General features: G+C 60.5%; 16 protein-coding genes, 1 pseudogene and 1 other annotated feature. Of the genes and pseudogenes, 9 read left to right on the forward strand and 8 right to left on the reverse strand.

Annotation, left to right across the window (positions count from 1 at the left end; genetic code table 11):
* From BRD58_RS03035 to trxC, 5 genes are all read right to left on the reverse strand, one after another.
* On the reverse strand, positions 1-1,646 hold a 1,646-nt coding region (locus tag BRD58_RS03035), incomplete at its 3' end, for a mechanosensitive ion channel family protein (protein ID WP_015460912.1).
* Between the two features lie 109 nt (positions 1,647-1,755).
* Positions 1,756-3,111 (reverse strand): CDP-diacylglycerol--serine O-phosphatidyltransferase, encoded by a 1,356-nt coding sequence (gene pssA, locus BRD58_RS03040; protein ID WP_012847427.1) that lies wholly within the window; start codon positions 3,109-3,111, stop codon positions 1,756-1,758.
* Between the two features lie 134 nt (positions 3,112-3,245).
* Positions 3,246-5,918 carry a bifunctional acetate--CoA ligase family protein/GNAT family N-acetyltransferase gene (locus BRD58_RS03045; protein ID WP_069578181.1) on the reverse strand — a complete coding sequence of 891 codons (2,673 nt, stop codon included), beginning with the start codon at positions 5,916-5,918 and terminating at the stop codon, positions 3,246-3,248.
* A 73-nt stretch (positions 5,919-5,991) separates the two neighbouring features.
* Positions 5,992-6,681 carry a tRNA-uridine aminocarboxypropyltransferase gene (locus BRD58_RS03050; RefSeq protein WP_015460915.1) on the reverse strand — a complete coding sequence of 230 codons (690 nt, stop codon included), beginning with the start codon at positions 6,679-6,681 and terminating at the stop codon, positions 5,992-5,994.
* Positions 6,682-6,779: 98 nt separating this feature from the next.
* Positions 6,780-7,211 (reverse strand): thioredoxin TrxC, encoded by a 432-nt coding sequence (trxC, locus tag BRD58_RS03055; protein ID WP_012847430.1) that lies wholly within the window; start codon positions 7,209-7,211, stop codon positions 6,780-6,782.
* 206 nt (positions 7,212-7,417) lie between these two features.
* Here trxC and BRD58_RS03060 point away from each other — a divergent pair, with 206 nt between their 5' ends.
* Entirely contained in the window at positions 7,418-8,599 is a 1,182-nt protein-coding gene (locus BRD58_RS03060) for a tRNA/rRNA methyltransferase (RefSeq protein WP_012847431.1), read from the forward strand.
* A 73-nt stretch (positions 8,600-8,672) separates the two neighbouring features.
* Here BRD58_RS03060 and arcA read toward each other — a convergent pair whose 3' ends face one another.
* Positions 8,673-9,389 (reverse strand): two-component system response regulator ArcA, encoded by a 717-nt coding sequence (gene arcA / locus BRD58_RS03065; RefSeq protein ID WP_012847432.1) that lies wholly within the window; start codon positions 9,387-9,389, stop codon positions 8,673-8,675.
* Between the two features lie 102 nt (positions 9,390-9,491).
* On the opposite strand from arcA, the pseudogene yjjY reads away from it, so the two are divergent.
* The 6 genes and pseudogenes from yjjY to thrC all read left to right on the forward strand — a co-directional run bounded on the left by yjjY (position 9,492) and on the right by thrC (position 15,797).
* Positions 9,492-9,634: pseudogene (yjjY, locus tag BRD58_RS18155) on the forward strand (YjjY family protein).
* Between the two features lie 403 nt (positions 9,635-10,037).
* Positions 10,038-10,745: a tRNA/rRNA methyltransferase gene (locus BRD58_RS03070; protein ID WP_012847434.1), complete on the forward strand. Its 708-nt coding sequence runs from the start codon at positions 10,038-10,040 to the stop codon at positions 10,743-10,745.
* 216 nt (positions 10,746-10,961) lie between these two features.
* Entirely contained in the window at positions 10,962-11,033 is a 72-nt protein-coding gene (thrL, locus tag BRD58_RS18350) for a thr operon leader peptide (protein ID WP_071818548.1), read from the forward strand.
* Positions 10,975-11,091, forward strand: a sequence feature (Thr leader region). Its footprint overlaps the gene before it by 59 nt.
* A 22-nt stretch (positions 11,092-11,113) precedes the next feature.
* Positions 11,114-13,576 carry a bifunctional aspartate kinase/homoserine dehydrogenase I gene (gene thrA, locus BRD58_RS03080; RefSeq protein WP_069578182.1) on the forward strand — a complete coding sequence of 821 codons (2,463 nt, stop codon included), beginning with the start codon at positions 11,114-11,116 and terminating at the stop codon, positions 13,574-13,576.
* Position 13,577: 1 nt separating this feature from the next.
* Positions 13,578-14,507, forward strand: a complete 930-nt coding sequence (gene thrB, locus BRD58_RS03085; RefSeq protein ID WP_015460917.1) for a homoserine kinase — start codon at positions 13,578-13,580, stop codon at positions 14,505-14,507.
* Between the two features lie 3 nt (positions 14,508-14,510).
* On the forward strand, positions 14,511-15,797 hold the full coding sequence (gene thrC / locus BRD58_RS03090) for a threonine synthase (protein WP_069578184.1): 1,287 nt from the start codon (positions 14,511-14,513) through the stop codon (positions 15,795-15,797).
* A gap of 57 nt (positions 15,798-15,854) precedes the next feature.
* On the opposite strand, the gene yaaA is transcribed toward thrC, so the two are convergent.
* Positions 15,855-16,652 carry a peroxide stress protein YaaA gene (yaaA, locus tag BRD58_RS03095; RefSeq protein ID WP_012847439.1) on the reverse strand — a complete coding sequence of 266 codons (798 nt, stop codon included), beginning with the start codon at positions 16,650-16,652 and terminating at the stop codon, positions 15,855-15,857.
* A 111-nt stretch (positions 16,653-16,763) separates the two neighbouring features.
* Positions 16,764-18,197, reverse strand: coding sequence for an alanine/glycine:cation symporter family protein (locus tag BRD58_RS03100; protein ID WP_012847440.1), 1,434 nt, complete (start codon positions 18,195-18,197; stop codon positions 16,764-16,766).
* 430 nt (positions 18,198-18,627) lie between these two features.
* Between BRD58_RS03100 and tal the strand changes: the two genes are divergently transcribed.
* Complete coding sequence (gene tal, locus BRD58_RS03105) at positions 18,628-19,581, forward strand: transaldolase (protein ID WP_015460919.1); 954 nt, start codon at positions 18,628-18,630, stop codon at positions 19,579-19,581.
* Positions 19,582-19,713: 132 nt separating this feature from the next.
* Entirely contained in the window at positions 19,714-21,162 is a 1,449-nt protein-coding gene (gene gabD, locus BRD58_RS03110) for an NADP-dependent succinate-semialdehyde dehydrogenase (RefSeq protein WP_073383837.1), read from the forward strand.
* Positions 21,163-21,227 lie beyond the last annotated feature (65 nt).

Below are 21,227 nucleotides of genomic sequence, written 5' to 3' on the forward strand. Positions count from 1 at the left end.
TAAGGGCCCGCCTTATCGCCGCGGTTTTCTTCAGCTGCAGAAGGGGCGGGAGGCTGTGCCGGAGGACTAAACCATTTCTCCTGGCTGACCCATATCGCCTCCTTCGGCTGCATGACAAAATGCGGCGACATAATTTGGACGCCAAAGCGGTTAAATACGTCCAAAATGTGGCCGTGCAGCGCGCTTTTTACCTGCGCCGGCGCGGCTCCCGCGACAATCTCTGCCCGTAGCTCATAGCTGACATACCAGTCCTGCAATTCGTTCTGACGGATCGTGGGTTCGAGGTCGTGCTGTATCCCCTCGGTTTGCTGCAGCGCCAGCAGTAGCATGGCGTGAACCTGACGCCAGGGAACATCATAGCCGATGGTGACTCCGGTGCTGATAATGATCCCACCGTGAGCGGCGTGGGTACTGAGATTGACAATCTTACCGCTGGCGACGACGGCGTTGGGGATCGTGACGTCAAAGCCTTCGCGGGTTTTCAGCTTGGTAGCCAGTATCCCAATATCATCAACAAAGCCGTCATACTCCCCTATGCGCACATAGTCCCCCTGGTGCAGGGCGCGTGAATAGATCAGGACCAGGCCGCTCATGGCATGGCTGACCAGACCCGCCGAGCCCAGCGTGATCATCAGTCCAAAAAAGACGCTGACGCCCTTAAACGCCAGGGTATCGGCGCCGGGGAAGAACGGATAGGCCATCGACAGGGCGAACATCCAGATGATGACGCTGAGTAGGCGGCGGGTAGCCTTGATAGTATCCGGGTAGAGTCCCGGTAGCTTTAGGCGGCCACTCTCCACCTGGCGGAACAGCAGGCGCAGGAGGCGCTGGATCAGCAGCGCGACCGCGGCGATCGCGGCGAGACTCAGCAGATCCGGCAGCGCGGCGATCAGATCCTGCAGCAGCTGCGTCGCCGCGGCTAGGCTATAGCGATGCAGCGAGTAGCCCCAGTAGCGCGTGGCGGGAAACAGCTTTAAGGCCCATACCAGCCAAATATAGCCAGCGATAGCGCACCCCAGCAGCAGGAGTACCGCCGATATGCGGCGCTCAAGGCCGCCAACGTAGCTGCGTAGGCGATAGGGGACCCAGCCGCGATGCTGCATGATGAGGATATCGAAATGGCTACGGATCCGTTTTTGCACTCGCCGCGCTAGCCACAGCAGGGCGAATAGCAGCGCGGTGCCGCCGGCGAATCGCAGCGCCGAGAGCGCCAGATAGTGCGTCGAATGCTGCTCTATCAATGCCCCGCGCAGGTTTTCCAGTCGCTGCTGTATACGCTCTGCCGCCTGATCCAACGACAGGTCGTCGCCAACGTCCAGATCCTGCTGGGCCAGCAGCAGCAGCGGTTTTCCATTGATAGAGAACAGGCGCACCGGCTGACCATAGCGTTGAGTCGGCGTGATCTGTACCGGCGACTGAAGATCGCCCGGCGCGATATTTTGCAGATCCTGCGCCGCCTGTTTGACCCGCTCCTCCGGCGTCGCTAGACCGAAGTGGGCCTGCAGCATCACGATCGGCTGCTGCAGGATGGTGACGGTGCGTGCCTGCTCAGCTTCGTCCGGCGCCAGACGCGGCTCGGCGGCGCTCAGGGCGGCGCTCCACAGTAGCGACAACAGCGGTAGGATAACGCGCAGAAGACGAACCATCGCATCTATCTCGGTGAGGTTCAGATGCTATTGAGTATAAGCGTAGCCTGTGCAAAGCGTGTGGCGAGAGATAAAAAGGCCTCCGGAGCGGAGGCCATGCGCGGGGGCGTTACAGAATGCGGCTGATCAGGCGATCGACCCGAATGCGCCGCAGGCGGCGGATCAGCTTGCGCACTTTCAGCGGATATTGCTGAAGAGTTTCCAGATCCTCATAGCTCCGCACGACCTGGGTATGACGGCGGATACACTCCAGCTCGTGCTGACGCTGATGCTGGATTTCGCCGCGCGGATCGTGGATTAAAATCGCATTCTCCAAATCCAGGCGCCAGGCGCGCGGATTGAGATTGTTGCCGGTGATCAGCTGCCAGCGATCGTCTACCCACATACCTTTCAGATGATAGGTATTGTCATCGTCGCGCCACAGGCGCACGGTCAATTGCCCGTTATCGAGGTAGGGCTGGAGCCGACTGATAAAGCGACGCAGGTTGATCTCATACAGATAGGGCAGTGCGCCGATGATCTTGAATGGCTCCTCTTCCGGAATAAAGAAGTCATTGGCCTTCTTGTCCCCGACGATGATTTCAACCTGTTTTCCCTGGCGCAGCAGGAAGATGATATCGCGTACCAGCGGAGCTGGCAGGTTGAAATAGGGAGTACACAGCGTGAGCGTCCTCTCGGTGCTGCAGATAAGGTGGTGAATAGTCTTATTCAGGATATTTTGCTTACCCAGACCGGCCAGCGGCGTCACCGCCAGCTCTTCGTTCCCCGCCTCTGCCGGCACCTGATAGCCGCTATCGCGCAGCGCATGGCGGAACTGGCGGGTTTCATTACGAATTTCCGGGTTTTTGGGCCGATCGCAGCGGTCCAGACGCTGCACCGCGGGGTTGCTCAGCAAGGTGGACTGAACAAATTGGCACATAACCCCGGCCAGGCGCGGATTCTGGATAAAGTGGTAGCGATCGTAGCGGTACTTGTCATGACGGTGCAGGTAGACATCGTTCAGGCTGGCGCCGCTGTAGATCACCCGATCGTCGATGATAAAACCTTTTAGATGCAGTACTCCCAGCGCCTCGCGCGTGTTGACCGGCACGCCATAGATCGGCACGATAACATCTGGGTATTCGCTGGCCATCCGGCAGTACCAGTCGGCATTGGTGTTGCTGGCCTCTGCGCCGATGCGACCGCGCTGTGCCCGGTGCCAATCGACCAGAACGAAAATTTCCAGCTGCGGACGCTGCCGTTTAGCCTGATAGAGCGCATTTAACACGTCCCGGCCGCCATCGTCATTTTCCAGGTACAGCGCTACCAGGTAGATCCGCTGTGTTGCCTGGCCGATGGCCTCCAGCAGCGCCTGACGGAATGCCGCCGGCGAAAACAGCGTCTCTACCTCACCGACCTGTTGCGGGAGTTTGGGCAGTTGAGCAAGGTGTTGTTGATGTTTGGCTCGCTTAAATTTGGACAACATCACAGTGCGCTTCTTCTCTTGTCGTAGTGCAGCGCGGGCGGTTGCACACGCTCAGTTTAACCAACGGAATCGGACGATAATAACACTAGTTTTATCCCGTTGCGTATGTTTTGCCACGATTTGTCGAAATTGTCTCAGCATTTTTCGCTGTCTGGCAGCGTGCTGTCCGACAGCGATAGTGAAAGATTGACTATCCCGTCCTCCAGCAGAATTTCCACCTGAAAGCCGATTTTACGCGCCAGCGCGATCATGCCGCGGTTGGTGGGCATGGTGATGCCCAGCAGACGCCGTAGCTGGCGCTGACGCGCATAGCGGATCAGTTTATCCAGCAGGATCGAGCCTAAGCCCAGGCCGTGACGATCGCTGCGCACCAGCACGGCGAACTCTGCGTCGGTATTATCGGGGTCGATCAGCGCGCGGGTGACGCCGAGGATCTCCTCGCCCTGCGGGGTGGACTGTACCGCGACGAATGCCATCTCTCGCTCGTAGTCTATCTGGGTCATCTTGGCGAGATCTTCATGGGTAAACTCATTGATCTCACTGAAGTAACGATAGTAGAGATCCTCTTTACTCACGCGCTGGATAAACTGTTGAAGCAGGGGCTCATCCTCCGGGAGGATCGGGCGCAGCAGCGCGTCGCCGCCGTTTTTTAGCCGGATGGACTCCTTAAGCTGGTGCGGATAGGGACAGATGGCCAGCCGGGTTGGCGCCGCGTGCCGATCGAGCAGCTGCAGTGAGACATCCAGTAGGGTGAAGGTGCTCCCGCAGGCCAGCAGCGGATGGATCTCCAGACGCTGGATCGTCGGACAGTCGACGATCAGGTGGGATACCTGCACCAGCACCTGACTGAGCCCGGCGATATCCAGATCGGCCAGCGGCGCACGCCGGCGGATATGGCCGCGTTTTTGCGCCTGGACTATCAGGTAACGGGCCAGATTCATATTCAGCGGGGGAAGCGCCGCCGCGGCATCCCGCTGGGCATCCCATTCGGCGCCGCCCTCACCCAGCAAAATCAGCGGGCCGAAGACGGCGTCGTTCTCCACGCAGATACGCAGCTCCTGTGCCCCGATACGGTTGGCCGTGCTCTGTACCAGCAGCCCTAAGATCCGCGCCTGGGGGTAGGCCTGACGGGCCCGGTCAAAGATCGCATTGGCGGCCTGTTCGACCTCACGCGCGTTGCGCAGATAGAGCATGACGCCCTGAACATCCGAGTTATGGGCGATATCGGGGGAGCGCAGCTTCAGGGCGACGGGATAACCGATGCGCTCGGCGATATGCACCGCTTCGGTACTGTCGTTGGCTATCCAGCTCGGCAGGGTATCCAGGCCATAGCAGGCCAGAATATCGCGAACCTCATGGGTATCGAGGCGGGTGACGCCGTCGGCCTGCGCCTGTGCCAGCAGACGATGGGCCAGCGCGGCGTTGGCCGGTAGACTGGCCGGCAGGGCCGGGGTCTCCATCAGCTGCCGCTGGTTGCGTCGGTATTCAACCATGTGCATAAAGGCGGTGACCGCCCCTTCGGGGGTGCGATAGGTCGGAATTCCCGCTTCGCTGAAGAGGCGGCGGGCCTCTTGGGAGGTGTTCTCTCCGCTCCAGTTGGTCATCAGCGTTACATGGCGGGCTCGCGGGTGTGCGCTCAGCGTTTCGATCAGGGCGCGGGCGGTTTCCGTTGCCGGCGCTGTCGCGCTGGGCGCGTGCTGGATCAGCAACGCATCGTAGCAACGGCTGTCGAGCAGGTGCTGCAGCGTAGCCTGGTAGCGGGCCGGAGTGGCATCATCGCGCAGATCGATAGGTCCCTGTAGGTAGGTCTCTGCGGGCAGCACCGTGCACAGCACGCTGTGCAGCGCATCATCGCACGGGGCGGGATGGCCGCCGCGGCGCTGCAGCTCATCCAGCGCCATGGCGAGCGGCGCGGCGCCGTTGCCGACGATCAGCAGCCGCTCTCCGCGCAGGGGATGCATATGGCTGAGGGTTTCTACCGCGGAAAACAGTTCGTGAGTATTTTGAACCCGCAGCAGCCCGGCGCGCTGAATGGCGGCATCGTAGGCGATATCGAGTCCCGCCGCCTCGCCTAACACGCGTCGCGCCTGTGGGCTACGCCCGCTTTTAATCACCAGGATCGGCTTGTTGCGCGCCGCGCTGCGCGCGGCCGACAGGAAGCGCCGCGCATCGTGCAGGTGTTCGAGATAGAGCAGGATCGCGCTGGTTTTAGCATCCCGCGCCAGATAATCCAGCAGATCGTCGACGTCGGTGTCCAGGCTATCCCCTAGCGCCACAAATAGAGAGAAGCCGATCTCACGCTGGCGTGCCCAGTCGAGAATGGTGTTGGAGACCGCCGCTGACTGAGAGATAAAGGCCAGGCGCCCCGGCAGGATCGGTACCGGGGAAAAGCTGGCGTTAAGCTTTTGCCAGGGGGCTAGCAGGCCTAGGCTGTTGGGCCCCAGCAGGCGTACGCCGTGGCGTAAGGCGAGGCTGCGCAGCGCGTCGGCCTGTGAGGCCGGCGCGGCGATGACAATGGCGGCCCGACAGCCTTTCGCGCCCAGTTCGGCGATCAGGGCCGGGGTTCGCTGGGCGTTGGTACACAGGATAGCCAAATCCGGGACACAGGGTAAGTCGGCGATCGTCGGATAGGCCAGCACGCCGCAGACGGCCTGATAGCGCGGCGTCACCGGCATGATCGGGCCGGGGAATCCTCCGTTTAGCAGATTTAACATAACCAGATGGCCGCTGCGGCTCGGCTGATTGGAGGCGCCGATGACGGCGATGGATTTGGGGCGTAACAGGGATTCGAGACTGCGTTGGCTCATGCCACCCTCCTGTGCGGGTTTGCCCTGCGGCTGATCGCGGCGAAACGCGCGAGATGGCATGATTCTAGAGGCTTTATTCCACGGCTGCAGCGACGGGCACCTGAGGGTGCGATTTGCCTAGCAAATATTGCTGACGGAAATGGTGAAAGTGCTGAAGCAGTCCCTGCGATGCCTGCCGATCGTCCGCCAGCGCCAGCAGCGCAGCGGCGACTTCGGCGGTGCAGTACTGCTCTGGGCGATGGGCCTCCCGCAGCAGATAGCCGGGCGCCTGTGCCATATTGATGGAGAAGACCGGGAATCTGTCCAGGTAGGGGCTTTTGCGGAACATTTTGCGCGCCTCCGGCCAGGTGCCGTCGAGCATGATAAACAGTGGGCGACGGTCATCGCATCGCACCTCGGTGACGACGCGCTCAGGCTCCGCGTAGCTCCCAGGAAAGACCACGTACGGCTGGTAGGCGGGATCGTCGAGCAGCTGCAGAAGCTGCGGATCCGGCTGCGTTCGAGACCAGCCGTAGGCCAGGGTATCCGGCAGCACATCGGCGATCAGGCGCCCGGTATTGCTGGGCTTCAGCGGCTCGGTATCATACATCATCAGGCAAAAGCGGCTATGGGCCGGGTAGCTGGCCAGCGTATCGCACAGGCAGTGGATCTGCGGCAGCAGGCAGCGTTGGCAGCGCTGTACGCGGCAGCCGCGGGCGTGAAAGGGACGGGTAGACTGGCTCAGGCGCGCGGCGCGCAGGCGCAGTACGGCATTGGCGGACATGGTGTTCTCAGGGGTGAGCAAAACCGCTATTTTAAACAAGCCTCGTCACCGGGTACAGCGTCAAACGGCCCCGCGCGCATGGGCCGTTGATATTGGGATCAGGCCTGCTTGGCCAACTGCTCATCCAGCCAGGCTTCAAACGGTGCCTGGGGCATCGCGCCGTTGAGCATATCTACGCGTTGGCCGTTGCGGTATAGCATGATGGTTGGAATGCTGCGAATGCGGAAGCGGCTGCTCAGCGCCGGCTGATCCTCGGTATTCACCTTGATGCAGCGTACTTCGCCAGCCCGTGCCGCGGCGACGGCGGCGAAGACGGGGGCGAATCCTTGACAGGGACCGCACCACGGCGCCCAGAAGTCGATCAGTACCGGCAGGTCATCCTGTAGCAGTTTATCCAGCGTCTCTTCGCTGGCGTTGACGATGGCGCCGTCAAACAGGGCATGGCTGCAGCGGCCACACGTTGCCTGCTCGCTGCGGCGATCGTCGGGAATACGGTTGGTGGTATGACAGGCGGGACAGACAGTGTTCATGATTATCCTCAGACATAAAACGGCGAAACTACAGTCGGGACATCCTCTGGCGTTTCAGCTAGGTTAAACATTATTGTGCTGTATGATGGGGACCACAATCAGATTTACCCAATGACTATAATAGATAGCAGCTTTTATGCTTGGCATATGGCAACGCGTACTCACATCAGGTAATCTTCGCGCCTTGCGCGTAGGTGGAGAAAGTAATGAGCGACTCTTTGAATGGTAAAAACGGTAAAGTAAAAGTGATGTATGTCCGCGACTCGGACGCTGCCGATGAGCGTCAGTCGCGTGCGCCCGCGAAGGGTCGTCCGGGTGCGCGTGGCGACCGCAGCCGCAGCGATCGTAATGACCGCGGCGACCGCAGCCGCAGCGATCGTAATGACCGTGGCGACCGCAGCCGCAGCGATCGTAATGACCGCGGTGACCGCAGCCGCAGCGATCGTAATGACCGCGGCGACCGCAGCCGTAGCGATCGCAGTGACCGCGGCGATCGCGCAGCCCGTCCGGCGCGCAGTGAGCAGGGCGTCGGTGAGCGTTCACCGTGGCGCACGGTTTCTCTGGGCGATAACGGTGGCGTAGGCGGTGAAAGCGATCACGGTGGTATCAGCGGCAAAAGCTTTATCGATCCGGAACAACTGCGTCGTCAGCGTGCCGAAGAGACGCGAGTATACGGTGAGAATGCCTGCCAGGCGCTATTTGCGAGCCGTCCGGAGGCCATCGTTCGCGCCTGGTTCCTGCAGGCCGTAACGCCGCGCTTCCGGGAGGCCCTGCGCTGGATGGCGGCTAACCGTAAGGCTTACCATGTGGTGGACGATGCCGAGCTGACCAAGGCATCGGGAACCGATCATCACGGCGGCGTGTGTTTTCTGATTAAAAAGCGTCGCTCTCTTGATGCGCAGCAGTATCTGGCCAATCAGGCAGAGGATGCGGTGGACTGCGTGCTGGCGTTGGAGAATGTGGCCAACCCCCATAACCTGGGCGGCATTATGCGCACCTGTGCGCACTTTGGCATCCGCGGGATCATCGCCCCGGAGAGCGCCGCGCTGGAGTCTGGCGCCGCCGTTCGTACCGCCGAAGGCGGCGCGGAGCACGTACAGGCGATCGATGCGGAAGATTTTTCCGCGGCGCTGGATACCTTCCGTCGCGCCGGCTATACCATTGTGACGACCTCCAGCCACAAGGGGACGACGCAGCTGCACCGTGCGACGCTGCCGGCGAAAATCGTGCTGGTGGTCGGGCATGAAGGCGATGGCCTGTCTGACGGTACGCTGCAGCAGGGCGATCTGAGCGTCTCTATCGGTGGTACCGGCAGCGTTGAAAGCCTGAATGTGTCGGTTGCTACGGGGATTATGTTGGCCGAATGGTGGCGACAGAATGCGCGTTAATTGACGTGACCCGCGTAAAAAAGGCCGGATATTCCGGCCTTTTTTATTGGGTAGCGATAATTCGCCGCGGCGCTTACTCTTCCAGATCGCCGCAGAAGCGGTAGCCTTCGCCGTGGATAGTGGCGATGATCTCCGGCGTGTCTGGCGTGGATTCAAAGTGCTTGCGAATGCGGCGGATCGTGACATCGACCGTACGATCGTGCGGCTTCAGCTCACGGCCGGTCATCTTCTTCAGCAGCTCGGCGCGTGACTGAATCTTGCCCGGGTTCTCGCAGAAGTGCAGCATGGCGCGGAACTCGCTGCGCGGCAGCTTGTACTGCTCGCCGTCGGGGCTGACCAGCGAGCGGCTGTTGATGTCCAGCTCCCAACCGTTAAAGCGATAGTGCTCAACGCTTTTACGCTCCTCGGTTCCGCTGCCCAGGTTCATGGTGCGGGAGAGCAGGTTACGGGCACGGATGGTCAGTTCACGGGGGTTAAACGGTTTGGTGATGTAGTCGTCGGCGCCGATTTCCAGACCGAGGATTTTGTCCACTTCGTTATCGCGACCGGTCAGGAACATCAGCGCGACATTTGCCTGTTCACGCAGTTCGCGCGCCAGTAACAGGCCGTTTTTCCCAGGCAGGTTGATGTCCATGATGACCAGATTGATGTCGAACTCAGACAGAATCTGATGCATCTCGGCACCATCATTGGCTTCATGAACGATATAACCTTCCGCTTCGAAAATACTTTTTAACGTATTACGAGTGACGAGTTCGTCCTCGACGATCAGAATGTGCGGGGTCTGCATGTTTTGCTACCTAAAATTGCCAACAAATAGAAAAATAGGGGGTGTACAGCAGTCCGGGAACCCAGAACACCAAATTATGGGCGGATTAACCGCGGGGCTCTAGTGACTACGGTACGTAAACTCGTTCTTGATGCACTTTCCATCAACGTCAACAACATCGCTAGGTTGGTCAGGGGGTGTCACTCCCTACAGCCCCGGTGGTGCCAAAAGCGGCGCACATCCTAACCCTATTAACAGCAATATAACAGCGCATGCGTCAAATGCCACCTAACAAAACTATCCTTTGTTGACATATATCAAGTCCAATTGTAGCACGTTAACAGATTTGTGAAAAACACTTACAAGTTTGCGTGCTTAATGACTATCTTCCGGAGATCTTCTCCCCTTGCCGCCCGCACGGCGACGATAGCATATTCGCGGCCATTTTTAATTTTTATTGTAGATTAACTGTATGAATATAATGATAATGCTGCGGCGTTTTCTGCGAAATTTACGTTTGGCCATCAATTGCTGGAAATTTTTAAGAAGAACGTTATTTAACAAACTGAAACGTTATTTTTTGTTAAAAATGTGTAACCAAAGGCGGCGTGGAAAAATGATGTCTCGCGGGGTAGAGTGTGCGCCTAAGTAACAAAATGGGCTCTAAGCATGCAAATTCATATCGTCCTGGTCGCTCCGGCCAGAGCTGAGAACGTGGGGGCTGCGGCGCGCGCGATGAAAACCATGGGGTTTACCTCGCTGCGCATCGTGGACAGTAAGGCGGACGGCGAACCGGCAGCGCGCTGGGTTGCGCACGGCGCCGGTGACATTCTGGACGGTGCCCGTCACTTTGATACCTTGGCGCAGGCGTTGGCGGATGTTGACTTTAGCGTCGCGTCGACGGCCCGCAGCCGCGCTCGCTTTCACTACTACTGCACGCCGCAGGAGCTCTGCGCGGTATTGCAGGAAAAGCAGCGCTGGATGGCCAGCTGCGCACTGGTGTTTGGCCGCGAGGACTCCGGCCTGACCAACGATGAGCTGGCGCTGGTGGACTTGCTGACCGGAGTGCCGATGGCGGCAGATTATCCGTCGCTCAACCTGGGGCAGGCGGTGATGGTGTTTTGCTATCAGCTCTCCTCGCTGATGCAGGTACAGGCGGCCCAGGCTCCTGCGGCGCAGGGGGAGCAGCTGGCCGCGCTGCGTGCCCGTACCGATCGTCTGCTGACGACGCTGGGCGTCGACGGGGATACTAAGCTGAGCGACTGGCTGGATCAGCGCATCGGTCTGTTGGCCCAGCGCGATACCGCGATGCTGCATCGTCTGCTGCATGACATCGAATCCGCGCTGGAAACGTCCGCGTCAGGTAAGAAAATGTAAAAAGGGTAATAATGGGAAGTTATGGCCATTTGTTATTGTTATATCGCGATGTTCTGCCAGTTCCCCATTGCTTTATTCTTTAAATTTCTATTATCCAGATATTCATGCTGTATAAAATTGGCTGAGATTGGTGTCACAAAATAGAAAACGGTTGACTCCACGTTGGCTTTGCTTTAACCAATATAGGGCAGACACAGGAATTTAATTGGACAGACGATGCGTAACTTCAGCCTGAATATCACCACAACAATTACCACCACCGGAACCACAGGTAACGGGGCGGGCTGACGCATACAGAAAAGTGAAAACGAAAAAGCCCGCACCTCACAGTGCGGGCTTTTTTTTCGGCCAAATTCGGAGAGAGTCAGATGAGAGTATTAAAATTCGGTGGCACGTCGGTCGCCAACGCGGAGCGGGTCTTCAGCGTTGCCGATATTTTGGAGAGTAACGCCGCACAGGGACAGGTCGCCGCCGTGCTTTCCGCCCCGGCCCGCATCACCAACCATCTGGTGGCGCTGATTGAACGCACCATCGCAGGGCAAGATATCCAACCGATACTCGGCGACGCCGAGAAGATTTTTACCGATCTGATCGATGGCTTAGCCCAGGCGCAGCCGGGCTTCGACGCCGCACCGCTGCGTCTGCGCGTGTCTCAGGAGTTTGGCCAGATCCGCCAGGTGCTGCACGGCATCGCCCTGCTGGGACAGTGTCCAGATAGCGTTAATGCGGCGCTGATTTGCCGCGGAGAGGCGCTCTCCATCGCGATCATGGCGGCGCTGCTGCGCGCGCGCGGACGTCAGGTTACCGTTATCGATCCGGTCAGCAGTCTGCTGGCCCGCGGCGGCTATCTGGAGTCCAGCGTCGATATCGCGGAGTCCGCCCGCCGTATCGCCGCCCAGGCGATCCCGGCCGACAGCCTGATCCTGATGGCGGGGTTCACCGCCGGTAACGAGCGCGGCGAGCTGGTGGTACTGGGACGCAACGGCTCAGACTATTCGGCGGCGGTGCTGGCCGCCTGCCTGCGCGCAGCGTGCTGCGAGATCTGGACGGACGTTGACGGCGTGTATACCTGCGATCCGCGTCTGGTTCCGGACGCACGTCTACTGGAGTCGATGTCCTACCAAGAGGCGATGGAGCTCTCCTACTTTGGCGCCAAGGTGCTGCACCCGCGCACCATTTCACCGATTGCGCAGTTTCAAATTCCCTGCCTGATCAAAAATACCGCCAACCCGCAGGCGCCCGGTACCCTGATCGGCGCGCAGCGCCGCGGTGATGACGCGCTGCCGGTGAAGGGGATCACCCATCTGAACCATATGGCGATGCTCAATGTCTCTGGGCCGGGGATGAAAGGGATGGTCGGCATGGCGGCGCGGGTCTTCGCCGTGATGTCGCGTAGCGGTATTTCCGTGGTGTTGATAACCCAGTCCTCCTCTGAATACAGCATCAGCTTTTGCGTGCCGCAGGGGGAGCTGGCGCGGGCCTGCCAGGCGCTGCAGGATGAGTTCTTCCTGGAGCTGAAGGATGGCCTGCTGGAGCCGCTGGATGTTATCGAGCATCTGGCGATCATCTCGGTGGTCGGCGACGGTATGCGGACCCAGCGCGGCATTTCGGCCAAGTTTTTCTCGGCTCTGGCGCGGGCGAACATCAACATTGTCGCGATTGCGCAGGGCTCCTCTGAGCGCTCGATCTCCGTCGTGGTGAACAATGATGCGGCGACGACCGCCGTGCGTGTGACGCACCAGATGCTATTCAACACCGATCAGGTGATCGAGGTGTTTGTTATCGGCGTAGGCGGCGTGGGGGGCGCGCTGTTGGCGCAGATTGAGCGTCAGCAGGCCTGGCTGAAAAGTAAGCATATCGATCTGCGGGTGTGCGGCATCGCGAACTCCCGTGCGCTGCTGACCCATGTACACGGTATCGATATGGCGAACTGGCGTGGGGCGCTGGAGCAGGCCTCGCAGCCGTTTAACCTGGGGCGCCTGATGCGTCTGGTGAACGAGTATCACCTGCTGAATCCGGTGATCGTCGACTGTACCTCCAGCCAGGCGTTGGCCGATCAGTACGCTGACTTCCTCGGTAACGGTTTTCACGTGGTGACGCCGAATAAAAAGGCCAATACGGCTTCCCTGGATTATTACCGCCTGCTGCGTCAGAAGGCGGCGGGCAGTCAGCGCAAGTTTCTCTACGATACCAACGTCGGGGCCGGGCTGCCGGTGATCGAAAACCTGCAAAATCTGCTGAGCGCCGGCGATGAGCTGCAGCGGTTCTGCGGCATTCTCTCCGGTTCGCTGTCGTTTATCTTTGGCCGCTTGGAGGAGGGGGCGACCTTCTCACAGGCAACCCGTGAAGCGCGTCAGCTGGGCTATACCGAACCGGATCCGCGTGATGATCTCTCCGGCATGGACGTGGCGCGCAAGCTGCTGATCCTGGCGCGTGAGGCGGGATATGCCCTGGAGCTGGACGATATCTGCGTCGAGCCGGTGCTGCCGGCGGCGTTCGATGCCCGCGGTGACATCGATACGTTCCTCGCCAATCTGGCGCAGGCGGATGACGCGTTTAGCGCGAGGGTCGCCGCTGCGCAAGCGCGTGGCTGCGTACTGCGCTACGTCGGCGAGATCGATCAGGGGCGCTGCGCGGTGCGCATTGCGGAGGTAGACAGCGATGATGCGCTGTATAAGGTTAAAAATGGCGAAAACGCCCTGACGTTTTACAGCCGTTACTATCAGCCGCTGCCGATGGTGCTACGCGGCTATGGCGCGGGTAACGATGTCACCGCCGCCGGCGTCTTTGCCGATCTGCTGCGGACCTTGTCATGGAAGCTGGGAGTTTAACATGGTGAAAATATATGCGCCGGCCTCCATCGGCAACGTCAGCGTCGGTTTTGACGTCCTGGGCGCCGCGGTAACGCCGCTGGACGGCACGCTGCTGGGCGACTGCGTCAGCGTGGAGGCCAGCGACCGTTTTGCGCTGCACTGCCGCGGACGCTTCGTCGACAGTCTGCCGGCAGCCGCTCAGGAGAACATTGTCTATCAGTGCTGGCAGCGCTTCTGTGAGGTGACGGGGCGCGAGCTCGCCGTCGAGATGGTGTTGGAAAAGAACATGCCGATAGGTTCAGGCCTCGGCTCAAGCGCCTGCTCCGTGGTGGCGGCGCTGGCGGCGCTGAACCGTTTTGCCGGCGATCCGCTGGATGCCCAGCGGCTGTTAACGCTGATGGGAGAGCTGGAGGGGCGTATTTCCGGCAGCGTCCACTATGACAACGTCGCGCCCTGCTATCTGGGCGGTCTGCAGCTGATGCTGGAGGCGCAGGGGATCATCAGCCAGCCCGTGCCCTGCTTTGACGACTGGCTGTGGGTGATGGCGTATCCCGGGATCAAGGTCTCTACCGCCGAGGCGCGCGCCATCCTACCGCCGCACTACTCACGCGGCGACTGCGTGCGCCACGGCCGCCATTTGGCGGGGTTCATTCATGCCTGCCATACCCGCCAGCCGTCGCTGGCCGCGGCGCTGATGCAGGATGTGATCGCCGAACCCTACCGCTGTGGCCTGCTGCCGGGCTTTGCCGATGCCCGCCGGGCCGCCGGTGAGCTGGGCGCGTTGGCCTGCGGGATCTCGGGCTCCGGCCCGACGCTGTTTGCCGTCTGCGATGATCCGGCGGCGGCGCAGGCGGTGGCGCAGTGGTTAACGCAGCACTATCTGCAGAATGAACAGGGCTTTGTTCACATTTGCCGTTTGGACACGGCGGGCGCACGACAACTGGGATAAACCATGAAACTGTACAATTTAAAAGATCACAACGAGCAGGTTAACTTTGCGCAGGCGCTGGTTCAGGGGCTGGGGCGCCAGCAGGGACTGTTCTTTCCCCATGCGCTGCCCGCCCTGGCGCGGGCGCAGATCGATGCCCTGCTGGAGCAGGATTTTGTAACCCGCAGCGCGCATATTCTGGCGGCGTATCTGGGGGATGAGTTCCCCTTTGAGACGCTGCGCGATCGGGTGCAGGCCGCCTTCGACTTCCCTGCGCCTGTGGTGCCGGTCAGCGATGATATCGCTGCGCTGGAGCTGTTTCATGGGCCGACGCTGGCGTTCAAGGACTTTGGCGGGCGCTTTATGGCGCAGATGCTGCAGCAGGTCGCAGGGGATCGGCCGGTGACCATTCTGACCGCCACCTCCGGCGATACCGGCGCCGCGGTCGCCCATGCGTTTTATGGTCTGAAAAACGTCCAGGTGGTGATCCTCTACCCGCGCGGCAAGGTCAGTCCGCTGCAGGAGAAGCTGTTCTGTACCCTGGGCGGCAATATTCGTACGCTGGCGATCGAGGGCGACTTCGATGCCTGCCAGGCGCTGGTCAAACAGGCGTTTGACGATCCGACGCTGTGCCGTGAGCTGGGGCTAAACTCGGCTAACTCTATCAATATCAGCCGGCTGCTGGCGCAGATCTGCTACTACTTTGAGGCGGTAGCCCAGCTGCCGCAGGCGGCGCGCAATCAGCTGGTGATCTCGGTACCGAGCGGCAACTTCGGCGATCTAACCGCCGGGCTGCTGGCCCAGTCGCTGGGGCTGCCGGTGAAGCGTTTTATCGCCGCGACCAATGCCAATGATACCGTGCCGCGTTTCTTATCCAGCGGCGTCTGGCAGCCCCATGAGACCGTCGCGACCCTCTCCAATGCCATGGACGTCAGCCGTCCCAACAACTGGCCGCGGGTGGAAGAGCTGTTCCGGCGTAGAGAGTGGTCGCTGGGCGCGCTGGGCTACGGGGCGCTGAGCGATGCGCAGACCGCGGCGGCGATGCGTGAGCTGGCGGCGCTCGGGTATGTCAGCGAACCCCATGCCGCTATCGCCTATCGAGCGCTGCGTGACGATCTGCAGCCCGGCGAGTATGGCCTGTTTCTGGGAACCGCCCATCCGGCCAAGTTCCAAGAGTCTGTTGAAACGATCCTGCAGCGGAGCATCCCGCTACCGCAGGCGTTGGCGGCGCGGGCTGCACTGCCGCTGCTGTCACAGACGCTGCCCGCCGACTTTTCCCGCCTGCGGGCGGCACTGCTGGATCGCCCATAACGCTCATGCCCCCGCCTCTGCGCGGGGGAGAAGGGCGGAGCGGCGTAAGGCGATGGGTCAGCGCGCGGGGGATATCGCCGAGTGGCGACGGGTAAACAGCAGCTCGCGCCCCTGGCGTCCCTGCGTTTCACCGGCAAAGGCATAGCCCTCCAGATCGAACGCCTTGAGCTGCTCCGGATCGCGCAGGCGCGCCTGGATAATAAAGCGGCTCATCAGCCCGCGCGCCTTCTTGGCGTAGAAGCTGATGACCTTCATGCTGCCATTCTTCTCATCCATAAAGATCGGCTTAATCAGCTCGCCCTCCAGCGCCGCCGGCCTGACCGCCTTAAAGTATTCGTCTGAGGCCAGATTAACGACGACCCGATCGCCCTGCTGCTGCAGCTGCTGGTTGAGCTGCCGGGTGATGCTGTCGCCCCAGAAGGCGTACAGATCGTTGCCGTACGGGGTGTGCAGACGGGTTCCCATCTCCAACCGGTAGGGCATCATCAGATCCAGCGGGCGCAGCACGCCGTACAGGCCTGACAGCATGCACAGGTGCCGTTGGGCAAAGTCAAAGTCCTGCTCGCTGAACGTCTCCGCCTGGAGTCCGGTATAGACGTCTCCCTTGAAGGCCAGGATCGCCTGACGGGCATTTTCCGGCGTGAAGCGGGGCTGCCACTCGGTGAAGCGGGCGGCGTTCAGTCCGGCCAGCTTGTCGCTGATTTTCATCAGCGAGCCCAGCTGCGCCGGCGTCAGCGTGCGCACCGTCTGCATCAGGGTTTCGGCCTGCGCCAGCATCTGCGGCTGGGTATAGCGCTGGGTGGCCAGCGGAGAGGTGTAATCCAACGTTTTAGCCGGAGAGATAATCGTCAGCATAGCGGCGTCCTGCAAAAGAAGATGAGTGACCTCGTCTACTGTAGCAAACTGCGCCGGCGGCGGGGAGAATTGCTGTGATAGGGGGAGGCGACGCTCCCCCTTGGCGATCACTTACTGCCGCGGTGGTTTTTCCCAGATACCGGGCTCAACCTGCTGCTGGATCTCGGGATACTTACTGAGGTCCAGCGTCGGCAGTAACCCCAGACGGCGCTGGTGGTTATAGTCACGCGCCAGCTTGAAGGCGACGCCCGACAGCAGCAGGATGGCGATCAGGTTGGTTATCGCCATCAGGGCCATGGAGAGATCGGCCATTTTCCAGACGAGGGGCAGCTCCGCCAGCGCGCCGAACATCACCATGCCCAGCGTACACAGGCGCAGGAAAACCAGGCCGTGCGGATGGTTGTGCTCCAGAAAGATCAGATTGCTCTCCGCATAGGCATAGTTCGCGATGATCGAGGTGAAGGCGAAGAAGAAAATAGCGACGGCGATAAAGATGCCGCCCCAGTCGCCGACGGCGGAGGAGAGCGCCCGCTGGGTCAGCTCAATGCCGCTGATGGTGCCCGGCGCGGCGTCCAGGACGCCGGAGGAGAGAATAATGGCGGCGGTCGCGCTGCAGATAACCAGCGTATCCATAAAGACCCCCAGCATCTGCACGTAGCCCTGTGAGGCGGGGTGCGGCGGATACGGGGTGGCGGAGGCGGCGGCGTTGGGCGCCGATCCCATGCCGGCCTCGTTGGAGAACAGCCCGCGCTGGATCCCTTGGGTCATCGCCTGAGAGATGCCGTAGCCGATGGCGCCGGCGGCGGCCTCCTGCAGGCCAAAGGCGCTTTTAATCACCAGCAGCAGCACCTCTGGCATTCGGGCCAGATTGTGTCCCATCACCCAGAATGCCAGCAGCAGATAGGCAATCGCCATGACCGGCACCACCAGTTCGGCGGTTCGGGCAATCGAGCGCAGGCCGCCAAAGATGACGACGCCGCACATCAGCATCAGCGCGATGCCGACGTACAGCGGCGGAATATGGAAAGCAACGGCCGTCGCCTGCGCGATGGAGTTGGCCTGCACCGCGTTGAAGACCAGCCCAAAGGCAACCAGCAGAAACAGGGAGAACAGGATCCCCATCCAGCGCATGCCGAGCCCCTTTTCCATATAGTAGGCTGGACCGCCGCGGAAGTTGCCCTGATCGTCACGGGTCTTGTACAGCTGTGCCAGGGTGCTCTCAATAAAGGAGGTGGCCATGCCGATCAGGGCGATGATCCACATCCAGAAGATGGCGCCCGGTCCACCGGCGGTCAGCGCGATAGCGACGCCGGTCAGGTTACCCGTGCCGACGCGTGCGGCCAGGCTGGTACACAGCGCCTGAAAGGAGGAGATACCGCCGCTGTCGGCCTTGTTGCTGTTCTTCAGAACAGAAAACATGTGGCCAAAATGGCGAAACTGAATAAAACCGGTGCGGAACGTGAAATACAGGCCAGCGCCGATCAGCAGATAGATCAGTACCGAGCCCCATAAGATGTTGTTGATAAAACTAATGAGATCCGTCAATGCGTGCTCCTCTTTTATTATGTCATCTCCCTGATGATACGGTACGCACCGCCGCCCGTTGCGCAACGCGGCGCGACACCGTGCCGATAAAGGCGGCAAGAATGTAGCATGATTTTTAATAGGCAGGGCAGAATATTCGCGTTAACGCTTGCTCTGCAGTCATTGTCACTGGGTAAACGGTTGCCCGACAATTTACGGCCAGAATGTGGAAAAACGGCGTATTTTCCCGCGCTGTTTCCTCCATTGCGCAACGCAAACAGCGTGTTATCATCAGAGCAGGCACGTCACAAGCTCATGCACAATTTGTTAGCGCTTTCGCCTTTGCGCAAGGTGATACCCCTGATAGCGGCGAGGTATTTGGCCGTAAGCGACGGGGGAGATAACAATTGGCGTATCAAGCTGGTTAATACACCAAAATGGGAACGCTAAAATGACCGATAAACTGACCTCCCTGCGTCAACTGACCACCGTTGTCGCTGATACTGGCGATATCGCCGCGATGAAGCAGTATCAGCCTCAGGATGCCACGACTAACCCCTCTCTGATCCTCAACGCCGCGCAAATTCCGGAATACCGTAAACTGATCGACGATGCCATTGCCTGGGCTCGTGCCCAGAGCGGCGATCGCGCGCAGCAGATCGTGGATGCCTCAGACAAGCTGGCGGTAAATATCGGTCTGGAGATCCTCAAGCTGATCCCGGGCCGCATCTCCACTGAAGTGGACGCCCGTCTTTCCTATGACACCGAAGCCAGCGTGGCGAAGGCGAAGCGCCTGATCAAGCTGTATAACGATGCCGGCATCAGCAACGATCGTATCCTGATCAAGCTGGCCTCAACCTGGCAGGGCATCCGCGCCGCGGAGCGCCTGGAGAAAGAGGGCATCAACTGTAACCTGACCCTGCTGTTCTCCTTTGCTCAGGCCCGTGCCTGCGCCGAAGCCGGCGTGTTCCTGATTTCACCGTTTGTCGGCCGTATTCTGGACTGGCATAAGGCTAACGGAGACAAGAGCGAGTTCGCCCCGGCAGAAGATCCGGGCGTGATTTCCGTTACTGAAATCTATAACTACTATAAACAGCACGGCTATGAAACCGTGGTGATGGGCGCGAGCTTCCGCAACGTCGGCGAGATCCTGGAGCTGGCCGGCTGCGATCGCCTGACCATCTCGCCATCGCTGCTGAAAACGCTGTCTGAAAGCACCGGTAGCGTTGAGCGTAAGCTGGCTTACCAGGGCGAAGTCAAGGCTCGCCCGGCGCGGATGAGCGAGGCTGAGTTCTACTGGCAGCATAACCAGGATCCGATGGCGGTAGAGAAACTGGCGGACGGTATCCGCAAGTTCGCCGTTGACCAGGGTAAGCTGGAAAGCATGATCGGCGCGCTGCTGTAAGCGCGTTTTGCCGAATATCCCGAACACCCCGGCCGCGCGTGCGCCCGGGGTGTTTTTTTTATCTGCCGCATCGCGGCGGTAGGCTCAAGGCGGATAGCGATGCGCTGACGCCGATAAGCGAGGTGAAACATGATGCAGCTCCATGATATGGGCCTGTTTCGTCAACAGGCGCTGATTGACGGGGTGTGGTGCGATGCCGATAGCGGCGACGTCATGACGGTGATTAACCCGGCAAGCGGGGATACGCTGGGCAGCGTACCGAAGATGGGGGCGGCGGAGACCCGACGGGCGATCGAGGCTGCCGCCCACGCGCTGCCGGGCTGGCGCGCCCGCACGGGGAAGGCGCGGGCGCAGATCCTGCGCCGCTGGTTTGATCTGATCCTGGCGCATCAAGAGGATCTGGCTCGGCTGATGACCTTGGAGCAGGGGAAGCCGCTGGCGGAGTCGCGCGGTGAGATAGCCTATGCGGCGTCGTTTATTGAGTGGTTTGCCGAAGAGGCCAAGCGGGTCTACGGCGATACTATCCCCGCTCCGCAGGGAGATAAGCGTCTGCTGGTGATCAAGCAGCCCATCGGCGTAACGGCGGCGATTACGCCGTGGAATTTTCCAGCGGCGATGATCACCCGCAAGGCCGGGCCGGCGCTGGCCGCCGGCTGTACCATGGTGCTGAAGCCCGCCAGCCAGACGCCCTACTCTGCGCTGGCGCTGGCGGAGCTAGCGCTGCGTGCCGGGGTTCCGCAGGGGGTCTTTAGCGTGGTGACCGGTTCGGCCGGGGCGGTGGGAAATGAGCTGACCGCGAATCCGCTGGTGCGCAAGCTGAGCTTCACCGGATCGACGGAGATCGGGCGTCAGCTGATGGCGCAGTGCGCGCACGATATCAAGAAAGTCTCTCTGGAGCTGGGCGGCAATGCGCCGTTTATCGTTTTTGATGATGCCGATCTGGATCAGGCGGTGGCGGGGGCGATGGCCAGTAAGTTTCGTAATGCTGGCCAAACCTGCGTGTGCGCCAATCGCCTGTATGTACAGGAGGGCATTTATGAGCGCTTTGCCGAGAAGCTGTGCAGCGCGGTACAGGCGCTGAAGATGGGCAATGGGCTGGATGACGGCGTGACGGTCGGTCCGCTGATCGATGGCCGGGCGCGGGCCAAAGTGGAGGCGCATATTGCCGATGCGGTGGCGCGCGGCGCCCGTATCGCCTGCGGCGGTCAGGCTGACGCCCGCGGTGAGAACTTCTTTTGTCCGACCGTTCTGCTGGACGTGCCCGCCGATGCGCAGGTTGCGCGCGAGGAGACGTTTGGTCCGCTGGCGCCGCTGTTTCGTTTCCGTGACGAAGATGAGGTTATCGCCCGGGCCAATGCGACGGAGTTCGGTCTGGCCTCCTACTTCTATACTCGCGACGTGGGGCGGGTATTCCGCGTCGCCGAGGCGCTGGAGTATGGCATCGTCGGTATCAACAGTGGGCTTATCTCCAATGAGATGGCGCCGTTTGGCGGGGTAAAATCCTCTGGACTGGGCCGAGAAGGTGCCAAATACGGCATTGAGGACTATCTGGAAATTAAATATTTGTGCCTCGGTCTGTAGACGCGCGGCGCGCCGTTCACGGCGGCGCGCCAGCGTTCGCTGGCAGTTTTCTGTGCCGTTTCCTG

It is taken from the genome of Edwardsiella piscicida (assembly GCF_001896205.1).
GTDB classification, from domain to species: domain Bacteria; phylum Pseudomonadota; class Gammaproteobacteria; order Enterobacterales; family Enterobacteriaceae; genus Edwardsiella; species Edwardsiella piscicida.